Consider the following 13,974-nt stretch of genomic DNA (forward strand, 5'->3'; position numbering starts at 1 on the left):
GATCTCTCGTCGGCACAAGGGGCAGGATCCATCATAAAAAACCGTGATGCTGCCGGGTTTACTGCTGGTTTGTGACATGCTGCGCGATCAATTGCTCAATTTCAGAATTCAAGGGCGACACCCCAGCGGCATAATGCCGCACGGTGCCATCGGGCAGAATTAAATATTTGTTGAAATTCCAGCCCGGGCTGGGCAAGCCCAGAGCGTAAAGATTTTTATAAACCGGGTTGAGGGCGGGTGATGTGGCCACCGTGGTGCTTTTGGCAAACATGGGGAATTGAATGCCAAAGGTATTTTTGCAAAAGCTGGCAATTTGACTATTGCTGGCGTATTCCTGATTGGCAAAATCCCCGGTGGGAAAGCCCAGCACCGCAAGCCCCTTGGAGCCATATTTTTTGTGCAGTGTTTCCAGCGCCTCGTATTGCCCGGTAAACCCACATTTGCTGGCTGTGTTGACCACCAAGGTAACCTTGCCAGCCACGCTGCACACATCGATCGGCTTTTCGTCTTGAAGGCGCGGCAGGGTGACATTGAGTACAGCCGGGCAGCCCTTGTTCAACGGGGTTTTTGCCGCCGGTGGGCTTGTGGTAGCAAGGCCTGGCGTGGGTAGCAAAACGAGGCTGCTTGGTACAACGCTGGCCAGGGCAATGCTGGCTATGCAGCCAAGCCGGGCAGCGGGTGCAAAAGTGGGTTTGGTCATGGCGGGGTACTGCAACTACAACGGGTTCAGTATACGTTTTGATGGCGCCCTTGTCATGCGGCTGGGGGAGTGTTTCAGGGCTTAATTGACAGCATCCCGGGCCTTTGTATACGCTCGGTAACATTCACTACAAAAGGCCTGCAGCACGAGGCTTGCCATCGGAGACCACATGCATCCACGTAGCCGCAGCACCCGCGCATTGGCGCAGGCAGCCCTTGTTTTGGCGAGTGCATTTGCCCCAGCCGCCGTTCAGGCTCAAGACCTGCCCAAAATGCCGCCGGGCATGATGAACAAGTTGTCTGAGCAGCTCATGAAAGAGATGAAACCGCTGGACAAACCCCTGCATGTGAAGGTGTGTATTTTTGACATCATGGGTCGGGCTGGTCCGGTGTATGGCATTGCACAAGACATCGCCATTGAGGCACGCAAATGGAATTTGTACGTGGAGCTTTTGCCATTCACCAACGAGGGTGTGGCCGCTGAATCATTTCGCACTGGGCAGTGCGAGGGGGTGGCCATTACCACTCTGCGCGCGCGCATGTTCAATCCCTTCATGGGCAGCCTGGATGCCGTGGGGGCTTTGCCCACCTATGAGCATGTCAAAACAGCACTGCAAGTGCTCATGGGCAGCGAGAAGACCTACCCCTTGTCGATTAGTGGCAAGTACCAGGTCGTGGGCCTGGCCCCATTGGGGGCGGCGTATGTGATGGTGAATGACCGCAGCATCAATTCGATTGAAAAAGCGGCGGGCAAAAAAGTGGCTGTGATGGACTGGGACAAAAGCCAGGCCAAGATGATTCAGCAACTGGGCGCTCAACCTGTGCCCAGCGACATTACCAACTTTGCACAAAAGTTTAACAACGGTGTTGTGGATATTATTGCCGCACCCGCCTTGGCCTTTGCGCCGCTGGAGCTGTACCGGGGGTTGGGCACCAAGGGTGGCGTGTACAAAATGCCGCTCATCAATGTGACCGGCTCGGCGGTGATCAACCGTGAGCGCATTGAAAAGGAAGTGCCCGATCTGGATGACAGGCTGATGAAAATGCGCAAGTTTGGTTTGCAGTACGTGGACCAAGCCATTGCCGCCATCCGGCAAATTGAAAAGCAGGTGCCGAACCAATACTGGATGGATGTGAGCGCTCCCGACCAGGAAAAATACAATGTGATGATGCAGCAGGCTCGCCTGCAACTCACGGCCGAGGGCGTTTATGACCCGCGCATGATGGGCATATTGAAACGCGTGCGTTGCCACCACAATCCCAAAGCGGCGGAGTGCTCCACACAAGACGAGTAACACCGCTGAATTCACGCTAGGGTATTCACCTAATTTGGCGCAAAGCAGGCCAGTTTCACCGGCCGGTTTTTGTGTAGAACAGTGAACTCAATTATCTTCATGGGGTGTGCAGAACAAGCGGTGTAAGCAACAACCATGGATTTCACCCTGAGCCCCAGCCAACAAGCGCTTCAGTCTGAAGTGCGTGGATTTATTGCCGAGCAGATTATTCCCCTTGAACAGGATGCCCGCCAGGGTGCCCATGGGCCCAGTGAGGCCTTGCGCAAAGAGCTGGTGGAGCGGGCCAGAAAGGCCGATTTGCTGACCCCCCATGCCAGCCGCGACATGGGCGGACGTGGATGGACCCACCTGGAAAAAGCCATCGCATTTGAAGAGGCCGGTTATTCCCACCTTGGGCCAACCGCCATGAACATTCATGCGCCCGATGAAGGCAACATTCATTTGCTGGAGGCGGTGGCCACCCCGGCGCAAAAAGAGCGCTGGTTAAGACCCATGGTGCAGGGGCATTTGCGTTCTTGCTTTGCCATGACAGAACCCGCGCCCGGCGCGGGTGCCGACCCTTCCATGTTAAACACCACTGCTACAAAAGATGGCGATGGTTACCTCATCCGCGGCACGAAGTGGTTTATTACAGGGGCCGAGGGTGCAGGGGTGGTCATCATCATGGCGCGTATGGACGATGGAAGCGCCACCAGGTTTTTAAGTGACATGAATGCGCCGGGTATTGTGCTGGAGCGCACCATGGACGCCATGGATGCCTGCTTTGTTGGCGGTCACGGTGTGTTGCGGTTTGATGGCCTAAGAGTGTCTGCCGACGCTGTATTGGGCGAGTTGGGCAAGGGGTTTCGCTACGCACAGGTGCGCCTTGCCCCTGCCCGTTTAACCCACTGCATGCGCTGGTTGGGCCAGGCACGCCGTGCGCACGACATCGCTCTGGCATATGCACGGCAGCGTGAGGCGTTCGGCCAGGTGTTGGGGCATCACCAGGGGGTTGGATTCATGCTGGCCGACAACGACATGGATTTGCAAACCGCCCGCTTGCACATTTGGCACACCGCCTGGATGCTTGATCAAGGCCAGCGCTGCAACTTTGAGAGCAGTCGCGCCAAGGTGGTGTGCTCAGAGGCGCAGTGGCGGGTGGTGGACCGCAGCGTTCAAATATTGGGTGGGCAAGGCGTGACAGGCGAAACCGTGGTGAGTCGAATTTTTACCGACATGCGGGCGTTCCGCATTTATGACGGACCCAGCGAGGTGCATCGCCACAGCATGGGCAAAAAAATGCTGGCGGGCCAGCACCATGCAGCGGGGCAATCATGAGCATGCAACACGATTTGTTTGGTATGCAGGGGCAATTGGTGTTGGTCACTGGGGCCTCCAGCGGCTTGGGTGAACACTTTGCAACCTTGCTGGCCAAGCACGGGGCCACGGTGGTGCTGGCCGCGCGCAACACGGCCAAGTTAAATGATTTGGTGCAGCGCATACACCAAGGCGGTGGCAAGGCGGTGGCTGTGGCCATGGATGTGAGCGAAGCCTCCTCGGTGCAACACGCGTTTGAGCAGATGGAGACCTTGGTGGGTGTGCCCAATGTGATTGTGAACAACGCCGGGCAAAGCATTGTGAAGCCCGTGCTTCAGCACAGCGAGGCCGATTACGACCAAATATTAAACACCAACCTGAAAGGCGTGTGGCTGGTTGCCACCGAGGGGGCACGGCGCATGGTGGCCGCTGGCAAGGCGGGCAGTATTGTGAACATCGCATCCATATTGGGCGAACGCGTGGCTGGGGGCATTGCGCCTTACGCCATTTCCAAAGCAGGCGTGCTGCAGGCCACCAAGGCACTGGCGCTGGAATTGGCCCGCAACAATATTCGTGTGAATGCGCTGATGCCAGGCTATGTGTCCACCAACATCAATCGCGATTTTTTGCAAAGTGAGCTTGGCGAAAAGTTGCGCAACCGCATTCCAAGCCGGCAGTTTTGCAGTTTGAGTGATCTGGATGGGCCGCTGTTGCTGTTGGCCAGCCCAGCGAGTGCAGGCATGACAGGCGCCTGCATTCCAGTGGACCGCGGCCATTTGGTGAGTGGTTTGTAAGCAGATGAACAGCGAATTCCAACAGGCCCTGGCCCGGCACATTGCAGCGCAATGGAATGCCCGTCGGGTGCGTATTGAGCAGCTAGTACCCTTGAGTGGCGGTGCCATCCAGGAAAACTGGCGCCTTGTGCTGGAGGTCGATGGTGGCCCTCACCATGGCACGGTGCTTTGTGTGTTGCGTTGCGACTCGGCCACGGCTGGCGTGGCCAGCAGTCACAGCCGGGCTCAGGAATTTGCCTTGCTGGCCACTGCCTTCAACGCAGGCGTGCGGGTGCCAGAGCCATTGCTGCTGTGCACCGACCCACAGGTATTGGGGCGACCGTTTTTTTTGATGAAATGCGTGCCCGGCACAGCTGCCGCCCATGTGATTGTCAAAGACATGCGCTACGCGCCCGACCGCGCCGAACTGGCCCACGCTTTGGGCCGCGAGTTGGCCACCATTCACAGCATTGTGCCGCCTGTGCCGGCCTTGAATTTTTTGCCATTGCCCGAAGGCAACCCTGCGCTGCTGAAAGTGCAACAGCATCGCGCTTACCTGGACACGCTGCCCAACGCCTACCCGGCATTGGAGTGGGGCTTGCGGTGGCTGGAACGCCATGCCCCCCGCAATCTGCAACTTGCGCTTTGCCATGGCGATTACCGCACAGGCAACTACATGGTTGATGAGCACGGCCTAAGCGGTATTTTGGATTGGGAGTTTGCCCAATGGGGCAACCCGCTGCAGGACCTGGGGTGGTTTTGCGCGCGCTGCTGGCGTTTTGGTCAACACGAATTGGAGGCCGGGGGCATCGGCCTGCGCGAGCATTTTTATGCCGGTTATGAAGAGGTGAGCCCCACACCGATAGACCGCGCAGAGGTGGCTTACTGGGAGGTGATGGCGCACGTCACATGGGCAGTAATCGCCCTGCAGCAAGCCCAACGCCATTGCAGTGGCCAAGAGCGTTCGCTGTTGCTCGCACTCACTGGCCATGTGGTGCCCGAACTGGAATGGCAAATTTTAAACATGACGGAGCATGGCTGATGCTTGAAAAACCCGATGGTGCCGACCTGTTGGCCTGTGCGCGTGAGGTGCTAAAGAGCCGAATTCTTGCGGCGGTGAGTGGCGACCAACAACGCGAACTGTTGATGGTGATCAATGCCATGGGCATTGCCCAACGTGAAATGCAATTCCGTGCGCAAGCCACTGCGCAGGCAGCCCATCAACCTTCGCTACAAGACGCCAGCTTGACGCGTTTGGCCCATGCCATACGCCAAGGCCAGGTCGACCCCGGGCAGCCTGAGCGTGCAGCCGTGTGGCAGCAATTGCGCGCGATGACTCGGCAACGTTTGCTGGTGAGCAACCCCAAGGCACTTGATTCAAACCACTGACCAATCCTGACAACATGCAACACATTTTTTTGGTCACCCTGCCTTTTTTTGCGCTCATTTTGTGCGGCTATTTGGCCACCCGCAGCCGCCTGCTCCCTTTGGGGGCCATACCGGGTTTGAATGCCTTTGTGTTGTATTTTGCTTTGCCTGCCATGCTGTACAAATTTGCAGCAGGCATGCCGGTGGCACAACTGTTTGACCCCCACACCATAGCCCTGTATTTGCTGTGCGCCATGTTGATGGTGGGCCTGGGTGTATTCACGGCCCTACGCATGGGGCACAGTTGGAACAACGCCGCCTTTGGTGCTTTGGTCACTGCTTTTCCCAACTCCGGCTTTATGGGCATGCCCATACTGGTTTCATTGCTTGGGCCAGACAGCGTTGGGCCAGCGGTGGTGTCCATTTCAATCGACATGATCATCACCTCCTCGGTGTGCATTGCCCTGTCGCGCCTTGGGCACAACGCTCAGGAAAGCCCCTTGGCTGCCGCAAAAAAGGCGATGCGCGGCGTGCTGGCAAACCCTTTGCCCTGGGCTGTGATGCTGGGTGCCCTGGCCTCGGCCAACAGCTTTATGCCATGGCAACCCGTGGACCAAATTGTGAGCATGTTGGCCAACTCGTGTTCACCCATTGCCCTGTTTACCATTGGGGCCATGTTGGCTCGGCCACCCGCCACGCCCGTGGAAGCTGGGGCGGGGCGCTTGGCTCGCCTGGGTGACGTCCCGCTGGTGGTGTTTTACAAGCTGCTAATACACCCGGCTTTGGTGCTGGGGGCAGGTTGGCTTTACATGCAAGCTGGTTTTGCGCTAAATCCACAATCACTCACTGTGCTGGTGTTGGTGGCCGCCTTGCCCAGCGCCAGTAGCATCACCGTGTTGGCTGAACGGTTCGAGGCCGATTCCAGACGCATTGCACAAATTGTATTGTTGAGCACGGCCATCGCCTTTGTGACGTTTTCAATCGCAGTGAAATGGCTCACCTAACACGCCAGCCCTTGTTTTGAATCTGAATTCCCCACAGCGCAGTAAAACTGCATGGGATGGCGCTTTTGTTGAAGAGCGCTCTTGAGAAATATAAAACCATAATTTTAGATATGAAAAATCGCCATGTCGGGCCCACGCTGGCCATGGCGGCGCTGCTGGCCGCCTGCAGTACCGAAGACCTGTCCAACACATCCACTTCATCCAACCCAAGCGCAAGCGCTGCCCCAGCGGGCCCAGTGCAAGCGGCACAACGTGAGCCGGTCCTGTGGGCCAAACCCATGGATGGTCTGGACGCGGCCCAACTGGAGCGGTTTGAGTTTGGCAAGGCCCTGTTCGAAAAAGTGTTTGAGCCATCCAATGGCCTGGGGGCGGTGTTCAATGCACAAAGCTGCGCCGAATGCCATGGTCAACCCGCCACAGGCGGCACCGACCCCAGCCGCACCATTTCAAGGTTCACCACGCTGTTGGCTCCGCAGTTCGCTGTGGGTTTGCTAACGCAGGCCGATGGAGCACCCCATGTGCACGCCCGCTCGGTGGCCGATGAATTTCCAGCGCAGGTGCCCGGTTGCAACCTTGCCCCAGAGCGCGTTCCTGACAACGCCTTGGCCAGCACGGTTCGAGCCACGCCCCACTTGTTCGGTATCGGCCTGATTGAGGCCATCCCTGACAGTGCCATCATTGCCAACGGGCAGGCGGCTGCACAAGCGTATCCCGAAGTCAGCGGCAGGGCGGGGGCGATGTTCCCGGGCGGCATCAACGACATCAATACCACCGATCAGGCCGTTGGGCGTTTTGGTGCACGTGGGTTTGTGGCTGATGTGCTGGCTTTTACCCAAGGTGCATTTAGCACCGAGCTTGGAATAGCCACCTCCCACCCTGTGTTTTCAGTGCCGGTGCGCCCCTCGGGGAACCTTGCTCCAGTGGAGTGCACGCCCTTTGTGGGCGAGGCCGTCACCCTGCGCGAAGCGCAGTTGGTGGCAGATTTTCAGCGCTGGCTTGCACCGCCCCCGCGCCCTGTTTTAAAAGGCAAGGCCTTGCGCGGCGAGCAGGTGTTTAAAGACACACGTTGTGTGGCCTGCCACACGCCCATGCTTAAAACAGCTGCCAATTTGGGCGCGCCCATGGGCGACCGTGAGGTGTGGCTGTATTCAGATTTGTTGCTCCACGACCTTGGGCCAGAGTTGGCGGACAATGCGCCTGAAGGGTTGGGCACTGCCACTGAATGGAAAACCCCGCCCCTGTGGGGCGTGGGGCAGACCAACAAGCCCCTGTTGCATGATGGGCGTGCAGGTCGCGACTTCGACAAAGCCATACGCTTGCATGGTGGTGAGGCCAACACCAGCAAAGCGCTTTATGAGCAGCTTAGCAAGCAGGACAGGCAAGCGCTGATTGAATTCTTGAAGAGTTTGTAAAGTGATTCTCACCCCATGTTGAATGGATGGGGTGGGGGAATGTTGTTGAGCAATTCAGATGCAACAGCGCACACTTCGTTTTGTAAATAAGCCCAGTATTCTGGATTGTCCAGTGTTCTTTGCTTGATGTTCCTCGGAAGAAAACGGGACATTTCAGAATGAAAATCGATACGAACTTCGTCTTTCGTTTTTAATGTCTCGAGTTGTTGGGCCAGCGCCTCGTGGAAATCCTTGGTTTGTTTTTGCCGTGCCAGCAGCTTTTTTTCGACAAGGTGTTTTGGCAGCGTAATGCCGCGCTGCTTGATCCAAACGATGTCCCACAGGTCGCGGGGCTTAATTCGCCTTGAGCGGTAAGCCAAGGCGATCAGTTTGTCTGCCAGTGTTTCACCCAAAGACTGAACGGGTACAAGAATTCCTTCAGTGGGCACTGGTATGTTGTAGTGGTTCAATAGCGGGCGCTTCTCGATATCGAATGAAGGAATGGCGCACACATCAATGTGCATTTTTTGTCGAGGCAGGTCGGGACGATTGGGCTCCTTCACAATACTGATCGTCCAAGACACTGTGTCACCCTGTTTTATTTCAGAAGGTTTGTTTACAAACACCTCTGTTTCATACTTGTTCTCTATGTAGCGCTGGATTTCATATTCAAGTCCTTCGAAATCAGAGGGCAAGAAATCGTGTCCGGCATTGAAGTCGAGATCCTCAGACATTCTTGAACTGTTGTGACACATGCGCAATGACGTGCCACCGATAAATGTGAGGCGCTGCAGTGCGCCTTGTTTGATCAGCACATCCATGATGTCGTGGTGCAGTATCTCTTTTTCGATGACATCCGTTACCTCGGTGTAGTCGGGGTTCATTAATGTGATTTGTTGGACGAGGGGCTTTAGCATCTCAGCGTTCCACCATGTGAAGATTGCGCTTGCAGTGTTTCAGGTCGGCCAACGCCTGCACGGTTTTTGCCCGATACATTTTGATGTCGGGGTCATAATACAAATTTGGGACAATTTTCTCGACAGGCTGTTTGGTGTGGGTTAGTTCAATCGTTCCATAAGGTGTATCGAAGCAACCACTTCTGCCCTTGGTGACCACGGTTACCCGGCCCATCACAATTTGCGAAATGTCACCTGTTTGGCTCAGTTGGCTCTCCAGGCTGATGTAGCTCAGCACCCCACTGCGCATTTTTTTGATGAGTTTGTAGATGGCTGTGGTTGGCTCTGGCGGGGTGATTGAGCTTTCGTAAAAACCTTTTAGCACCCTCCGGATTTGGCCTCTTTTTTCACAGTCGGTCAAAAATTTCCTGAATGCTGCATCACAAGTGAGATTGAGCATGAATGCCAATTCTGCTGCGCTGTGAATACCACCGCCTGCTTTGGTTGAATTGGCTAAAGCCTTCAAAAGTTGGTCAGATTTTGACATTGGTAAACTAATTAATACCAGAGATGTAATTTAGTGTATACCTCACGACCTGGGTGTACAAGGTGTCAGCTCGAATGAAGGAAAAAAAAGCCCGCACATGGTGCGGGCCTTGGGGTGTGGTGCAACGCCGCCGGGCCAGCGCTGCCGCTTATGTGGATTTATGCAGCCTTGGGCAGCATGTGGCGAATCACTTGCTCGGCCACTGGCTTGTCCATGTAGCGGGGCACGGCGTAGGTAAAGCGTGCTTCGCCGATGGCAGACTTGGCGATCTCGGGAATGTCGCTGGCCTTGAGGTCTTTTAATTCTGTGGGAATGCCAAACTTGGCGTTCATGTCGCGAATGCGCTGTACGAAGGCTTGCGCCAGGTGAACATCGTCTGCCCCAGCTTGGCCAATGCCGCAGTGGCGGGCCAGTTCGGCCAAGCGCGAAGCGCAGTTGGGCAAAGAGTAATCCAGCACATAGGGCATCACGATGGCGTTGGCCAGACCGTGCGGGGTGTGGTACAGGGCCCCAAATTTGTGGGCGATGGCATGCACATAGCCCACGCCTGCCTGGGTGAATGCAATGCCAGCCAAATGCGAGGCGCGAGCCATTTTTTGGCGTGCTTCCAGATTGCTGCCGTCGGCCACAGCGGTTTCCAGGTATTGCATGATGAGCTTGGTGGCTTCAACGGCTTTCTCGTCGGTTTTTTTCATGGCGTTGCGGGACACGTAGGCCTCTACGGCGTGCGTGAGTGCGTCCATGCCCGTCGCTGCTGTGATGTGAGCGGGCAAGCCCACCATCAGCGATGGGTCCAGGGCTGCTGCGGTGGGCATCAGCTTGAGGTCCATGGCGGCCAGCTTGCGTTTGTTCGCGGTGTCGGTCACCACGGCTGCAATGGTGCATTCAGACCCTGTACCTGCTGTGGTGGGCACGGCATACAGGGGCAACATGCCACGCCACACGCGGAACAAACCGGTCATTTTTACAATGGGTTTTTCGTTTTTGGCGCGTGCACCAATCATCTTGGCTGCGTCAATGGGGCTGCCGCCGCCCACTGCCAGAATCGCCTGTGCATTGTTTTGTTTCAGGATTTGGTAGCCTGCTTCAATTTGCTGCACGGTGGGGTTCGGCTCTACGCCATCGTACACGGCGTATTTCACCTGCAGTTTGTCCAGCTCGGCCAAAATGTTGTTCAGCACTCCCAGCTTCATCAGCACGGCATCGGTCACAATCAGAATGCTGCCGTGACCTTTTTGCGCCATGTGCCGCACCAGGTCCAGGGAGGACTGATTGCCCTCGAACACCTTGGGCCATTTGAACGGCATGATGGCGGTGACTGCTTTGAAAATCATCATGTAGATGCGCAAAAACAGCACCTCGAGGGCGTGCAACATGGGGTGTCTCCTGTGTTTTAAAAGTATTCAAGATTCTACAAAGGTAAATGGCTTGTGGGCAGAGTAATTCTTCCAGAAGAAATGTGCTCACGCCGTGGATCATGGATTACCAGCCTTTGCGTGGCGGCCAAAAACGTTTATAAATAGTCCGTCAATTCACACAAGAAATATCAAGATGTTCAGAAGCCCCCCCACTGTGAAGGCCCTGGCTTGCGTCGGCCTGCTGGTTGGCGCGCCTTGGCCCCTCGCCATGGCACAAGCCGATTCTTCCACCGCTTTGCAAGAGCCCACCGCAACGGCCTCGTCAAGCCCCCCTGTGCTGGATGCCATGGTGGTGCAAGCCACCCGCGATGCCCGAGACCCCTTTGAGGTGCCGGCCTCGGTCAGCAAGGTGGATGCTGGCACTTTGCAGGCGGCAGGTGGATTCAAGGTGAACTTGTCGGAGACGCTGACCCGCGTGCCAGGCCTGGTGATCAACAATCGCAACAACTTTGCCCAAGACCTGCAAATTTCGATTCGCGGTTTTGGGGCGCGCGCTACATCGGGCGTGCGGGGGGTGCGTTTAATTTCAGACAACATTCCGGCCACCATGCCCGATGGGTCTGGTCAAATATCTCATTTCAGTCTCAGTTCCACCGAGTCCATCGAGGTGTTGCGCGGGCCTTTTTCTTCGCTGTATGGCAACTCATCGGGCGGGGTTATTTTGATCGAGACAGAGAACCCAGGCCTGGGCACCACGCTGGAGTTCGATCAAATATTTGGCACTGATGGTGCGCGCCGCAGTGGTTTTAAAGCATCCAAGGGCAACCAAACCTTGGGCATTGTGGTGGATGCCTCCACCTTCCGCACCGATGGCTACCGCGACCACAGCCGTGCGCGTCGTGATAATTTCAACAGCAAAATGGTGTGGAACATTGGCGAGGCGACCCGCTTGGCCTGGGTGGTCAACCATGTGGACATTCCTCTGGCCCAAGACCCCGGTGGTTTAACAGCCGCGCAGCTGGCGCAGAACAGACGTCAAGCGGGCAACAACGCCGTGGCGCGCAACACCAATAAAACCGTGGAGCAAACTCAAACAGGCATGACGCTGGAACACCGGTTTGCGCCGACCACCCGCCTCACCTTTACCCCCTACCACGGCGAGCGCAAAATTCGCCAGGTGTTGCCCAGCAGCGCTGTGATCGACCTGAACAACACCTACAGTGGTGCCGACCTGCGTTTGGCCCACCAAGTGGACCTGTTGGGTAAGCCTTTGTTCACCCACGTGGGCTTGACCGTGGGTGAGCTTGAGCAAGCCCGCTTGGGCTTTTTTGGCGCCAGCTCCACCCCCAATCGCGACGAGGCCAACACGGCCAGCCAGTTTGATCAATATGTACAGGGCGAATGGTTTTTTGCGGAGCGCTGGAGCGTGTTGGCTGGCCTTCGCAATTCGAGCATTGAAATTGAATCGCGTGACCAGTTCTTAATCAATGGCGATGGCAGTGGCAGCAAGAAATACGAAGAAATTACCTCCAACATTGGTCTGACCTACCGCCTGAGCCCCTCCGTGAACACCTATGTGTCGTATGGCGAGGGCTTTGAAACCCCCACCTTGCTCGAAACGGCGTATTTGTCGGTGGCTCCTCCCAGCCCCAACTTTAATGCTCAACTGGAGGCTGCCAAAAGTGAGCAATTGGAAGTGGGGCTGAAGGCCAAGCTTGGGGTGGCCACACTGCTGAACGCTGCCGTGTACACCGTCGAAACCGAGAATGAAATTGTGGTACTGGCCAGTGCAGGGGGCGCCACATCGTTTCAGAACGCGGGCGGCACCAGCCGCGAGGGTGCAGAGCTTGCACTCCAACATGCGTTTGCCCCGGCATGGCAAGGCACAGCGGCGTTTAACTACATACGCGCCACCTACGACACGTCAGTCAATGGCATTGTGGCTGGCAATAGCCTTCCGAGCATTCCGCAAAAAACACTGTTTGGCGAGTTGCGTTACGCACCCAACAAACTTTACGAGGCGGCGGTAGAAATGCGTTATGTGGACCGTTTGTTTGCCAACGACGCCAACGATGCATTTGCCCCCAGTTACAGCGTGGTCAACCTTCGGGCCAGCAAGACCTGGCCCTTGGCAGGAGGCTGGCGGCTGCGCACCTATGCGCGTGTGGACAACCTCTTTGACAAACAATACGTGGGCTCGGTGATCGTGAACCAGTCTGCGGGGCAGTACTTTGAGCCTGCCAGCGAACGCCAGTGGTTGGCCGGTGTCAGCGTGGGGCTGGCCTGGAAATGATCTATGTAACCTATCGGTAACTTTAGAGCGGCTGCACAAGAATTGCGGCCTTGGGCCCTGCTAAAATCCCGGGCACTTCCAACACAACAACACCGGGATTTTTGCCATGGCTTCCAACGCTTTATCACTGCGCCGCATTGGCCACATGTCTTCCAACGGCTGGGATCGCCTATTCAAGGCCCAAAGCATGGTGCGCGCGGGCCTGCAGCCTTTCGAGGTAATTTACCAGTCGGGCATTCACAGCGTTCGCCACTACCTGCCCCTGCAGGAAGAGCAGATCACGGTTGGGGAAGACACCATCGCCGTGAACAAGACACGCCAGCGCATCCCCTTGGTGTTGGTGGCCCCATTGGCCGTGAATATGTTTGTGTATGACCTGCTGCCCGAGCGCAGTTTTGTGCGCTATTTGATGGCTCAAGGTTTTGACGTGTACCTGGTGGACTGGGGAAAGCCCACCCGCAAAGAAGCTGGCCTTACCCTTGAGCACTACATCAAAGATTTTTTGCCCGCTTGCCTGAGAGCGGTGCGTGCCCACAGCGGGAGCGAAAAACTGAACCTGCAAGGCTGGAGCATGGGCGGTGGCATGTGCCTGGCCTACACGGCTTTAACCCAGGACCCCAACATCAACAGCATTGTGACCTACGGCACTCCCATCGATGGCCATGCCAACGGGGTGGTGGGCAAGCAGTACAAGCGCCTTGCCAATATGTTGAAGGCTGCGCGGATCAATTTCCGCAAAGTGCCGGCCAAGTTGTTGTACACGCCAGGTTGGGTCAATGTGATTGGCTTTAAATTGCTCGACCCCGTGGGTAGCCTGAAGGGTTATTGGAACCTGATCACCCAACTGGACGACCGCGACTACGTGGCCCAGCACGCCAACCAGGCTGCCTTTATCGACAGCCTGGAGGCTTACCCCGGGGGCGCAATACGCGATTGGTTTTGCAGCATTTGGCTGGAAAACGAAACGGCACACGGTCAGTTCAAGGTTGGCAAAAGCGTGGTGAATTTCAAAAACATCACTTGCCCCGTGCTGGGCATTGCCGGCAAATCGGAC

Annotated in this window: 13 protein-coding genes; 9 read left to right on the plus strand and 4 right to left on the minus strand. The window is 56.4% G+C overall.

Features of this window, described 5'->3' with window-relative positions; genetic code table 11:
• Window positions 1-58: 58 nt before the first annotated feature.
• Window positions 59-700 carry a glutathione peroxidase gene (locus ACEQU8_RS12375; protein ID WP_370264001.1) on the minus strand — a complete coding sequence of 214 codons (642 nt, stop codon included), beginning with the start codon at window positions 698-700 and terminating at the stop codon, window positions 59-61.
• 169 nt (window positions 701-869) lie between these two features.
• On the opposite strand from ACEQU8_RS12375, the gene ACEQU8_RS12380 reads away from it, so the two are divergent.
• From ACEQU8_RS12380 to ACEQU8_RS12410, 7 genes are all read left to right on the plus strand, one after another.
• On the plus strand, window positions 870-1,994 hold the full coding sequence (locus ACEQU8_RS12380; protein WP_370264002.1) for a putative solute-binding protein: 1,125 nt from the start codon (window positions 870-872) through the stop codon (window positions 1,992-1,994).
• Window positions 1,995-2,129: 135 nt separating this feature from the next.
• A complete protein-coding gene (locus ACEQU8_RS12385) occupies window positions 2,130-3,311 on the plus strand; it encodes an acyl-CoA dehydrogenase family protein (protein WP_370264003.1) in 1,182 nt (393 codons plus the stop codon).
• Window positions 3,308-4,084 carry an SDR family NAD(P)-dependent oxidoreductase gene (locus tag ACEQU8_RS12390; RefSeq protein WP_370264005.1) on the plus strand — a complete coding sequence of 259 codons (777 nt, stop codon included), beginning with the start codon at window positions 3,308-3,310 and terminating at the stop codon, window positions 4,082-4,084. Before ACEQU8_RS12385 ends, ACEQU8_RS12390 begins: the two co-directional genes overlap by 4 nt.
• Window positions 4,085-4,088: 4 nt before the next feature.
• Window positions 4,089-5,105: a phosphotransferase family protein gene (locus ACEQU8_RS12395; RefSeq protein WP_370264006.1), complete on the plus strand. Its 1,017-nt coding sequence runs from the start codon at window positions 4,089-4,091 to the stop codon at window positions 5,103-5,105.
• The gene (locus tag ACEQU8_RS12400; RefSeq protein ID WP_370264007.1) at window positions 5,105-5,452 is read left to right on the plus strand and encodes a DUF6285 domain-containing protein; all 348 of its coding nucleotides are present in this window, start codon (window positions 5,105-5,107) and stop codon (window positions 5,450-5,452) included. The genes ACEQU8_RS12395 and ACEQU8_RS12400 overlap by 1 nt, the downstream gene beginning before the upstream one ends.
• Window positions 5,453-5,466: 14 nt before the next feature.
• Entirely contained in the window at window positions 5,467-6,435 is a 969-nt protein-coding gene (locus ACEQU8_RS12405; protein WP_370264009.1) for an AEC family transporter, read from the plus strand.
• A 110-nt stretch (window positions 6,436-6,545) separates the two neighbouring features.
• Window positions 6,546-7,847: a di-heme oxidoredictase family protein gene (locus tag ACEQU8_RS12410; RefSeq protein ID WP_370264010.1), complete on the plus strand. Its 1,302-nt coding sequence runs from the start codon at window positions 6,546-6,548 to the stop codon at window positions 7,845-7,847.
• A gap of 8 nt (window positions 7,848-7,855) precedes the next feature.
• Here ACEQU8_RS12410 and ACEQU8_RS12415 read toward each other — a convergent pair whose 3' ends face one another.
• The 3 genes from ACEQU8_RS12415 to ACEQU8_RS12425 form a co-directional block, all read right to left on the minus strand.
• A complete protein-coding gene (locus ACEQU8_RS12415; RefSeq protein ID WP_372521247.1) occupies window positions 7,856-8,710 on the minus strand; it encodes a nucleotidyl transferase AbiEii/AbiGii toxin family protein in 855 nt (284 codons plus the stop codon).
• Window positions 8,711-8,744: 34 nt separating this feature from the next.
• The gene (gene abiEi / locus ACEQU8_RS12420) at window positions 8,745-9,269 is read right to left on the minus strand and encodes a type IV toxin-antitoxin system AbiEi family antitoxin (protein ID WP_370264013.1); all 525 of its coding nucleotides are present in this window, start codon (window positions 9,267-9,269) and stop codon (window positions 8,745-8,747) included.
• Between the two features lie 158 nt (window positions 9,270-9,427).
• Window positions 9,428-10,645, minus strand: a complete 1,218-nt coding sequence (locus ACEQU8_RS12425; protein WP_370264014.1) for an iron-containing alcohol dehydrogenase — start codon at window positions 10,643-10,645, stop codon at window positions 9,428-9,430.
• A 175-nt stretch (window positions 10,646-10,820) separates the two neighbouring features.
• Between ACEQU8_RS12425 and ACEQU8_RS12430 the strand changes: the two genes are divergently transcribed.
• Window positions 10,821-12,920: a TonB-dependent receptor family protein gene (locus ACEQU8_RS12430; protein ID WP_370264015.1), complete on the plus strand. Its 2,100-nt coding sequence runs from the start codon at window positions 10,821-10,823 to the stop codon at window positions 12,918-12,920.
• 106 nt (window positions 12,921-13,026) lie between these two features.
• Window positions 13,027-13,974, plus strand: a 948-nt coding sequence (locus ACEQU8_RS12435) for an alpha/beta fold hydrolase (protein WP_370264017.1), incomplete at its 3' end; no start/stop codon positions are given.

The organism is Limnobacter sp., assembly GCF_964228395.1.
GTDB lineage: Bacteria > Pseudomonadota > Gammaproteobacteria > Burkholderiales > Burkholderiaceae_B > Limnobacter.

Excerpts from the sequence above, each read along its gene's own strand:
- ACEQU8_RS12375 (WP_370264001.1), bottom strand. The coding sequence starts at position 700 with ATGACCAAACCCACTTTTGCACCCGCTGCCCGGCTTGGCTGCATAGCC.
- ACEQU8_RS12380 (WP_370264002.1), top strand. The coding sequence starts at position 870 with ATGCATCCACGTAGCCGCAGCACCCGCGCATTGGCGCAGGCAGCCCTT.
- ACEQU8_RS12385 (WP_370264003.1), top strand. The coding sequence starts at position 2,130 with ATGGATTTCACCCTGAGCCCCAGCCAACAAGCGCTTCAGTCTGAAGTG.
- ACEQU8_RS12390 (WP_370264005.1), top strand. The coding sequence starts at position 3,308 with ATGAGCATGCAACACGATTTGTTTGGTATGCAGGGGCAATTGGTGTTG.
- ACEQU8_RS12395 (WP_370264006.1), top strand. The coding sequence starts at position 4,089 with ATGAACAGCGAATTCCAACAGGCCCTGGCCCGGCACATTGCAGCGCAA.
- ACEQU8_RS12400 (WP_370264007.1), top strand. The coding sequence starts at position 5,105 with ATGCTTGAAAAACCCGATGGTGCCGACCTGTTGGCCTGTGCGCGTGAG.
- ACEQU8_RS12405 (WP_370264009.1), top strand. The coding sequence starts at position 5,467 with ATGCAACACATTTTTTTGGTCACCCTGCCTTTTTTTGCGCTCATTTTG.
- ACEQU8_RS12410 (WP_370264010.1), top strand. The coding sequence starts at position 6,546 with ATGAAAAATCGCCATGTCGGGCCCACGCTGGCCATGGCGGCGCTGCTG.
- ACEQU8_RS12415 (WP_372521247.1), bottom strand. The coding sequence starts at position 8,710 with ATGAACCCCGACTACACCGAGGTAACGGATGTCATCGAAAAAGAGATA.
- abiEi (WP_370264013.1), bottom strand. The coding sequence starts at position 9,269 with ATGTCAAAATCTGACCAACTTTTGAAGGCTTTAGCCAATTCAACCAAA.
- ACEQU8_RS12425 (WP_370264014.1), bottom strand. The coding sequence starts at position 10,645 with ATGTTGCACGCCCTCGAGGTGCTGTTTTTGCGCATCTACATGATGATT.
- ACEQU8_RS12430 (WP_370264015.1), top strand. The coding sequence starts at position 10,821 with ATGTTCAGAAGCCCCCCCACTGTGAAGGCCCTGGCTTGCGTCGGCCTG.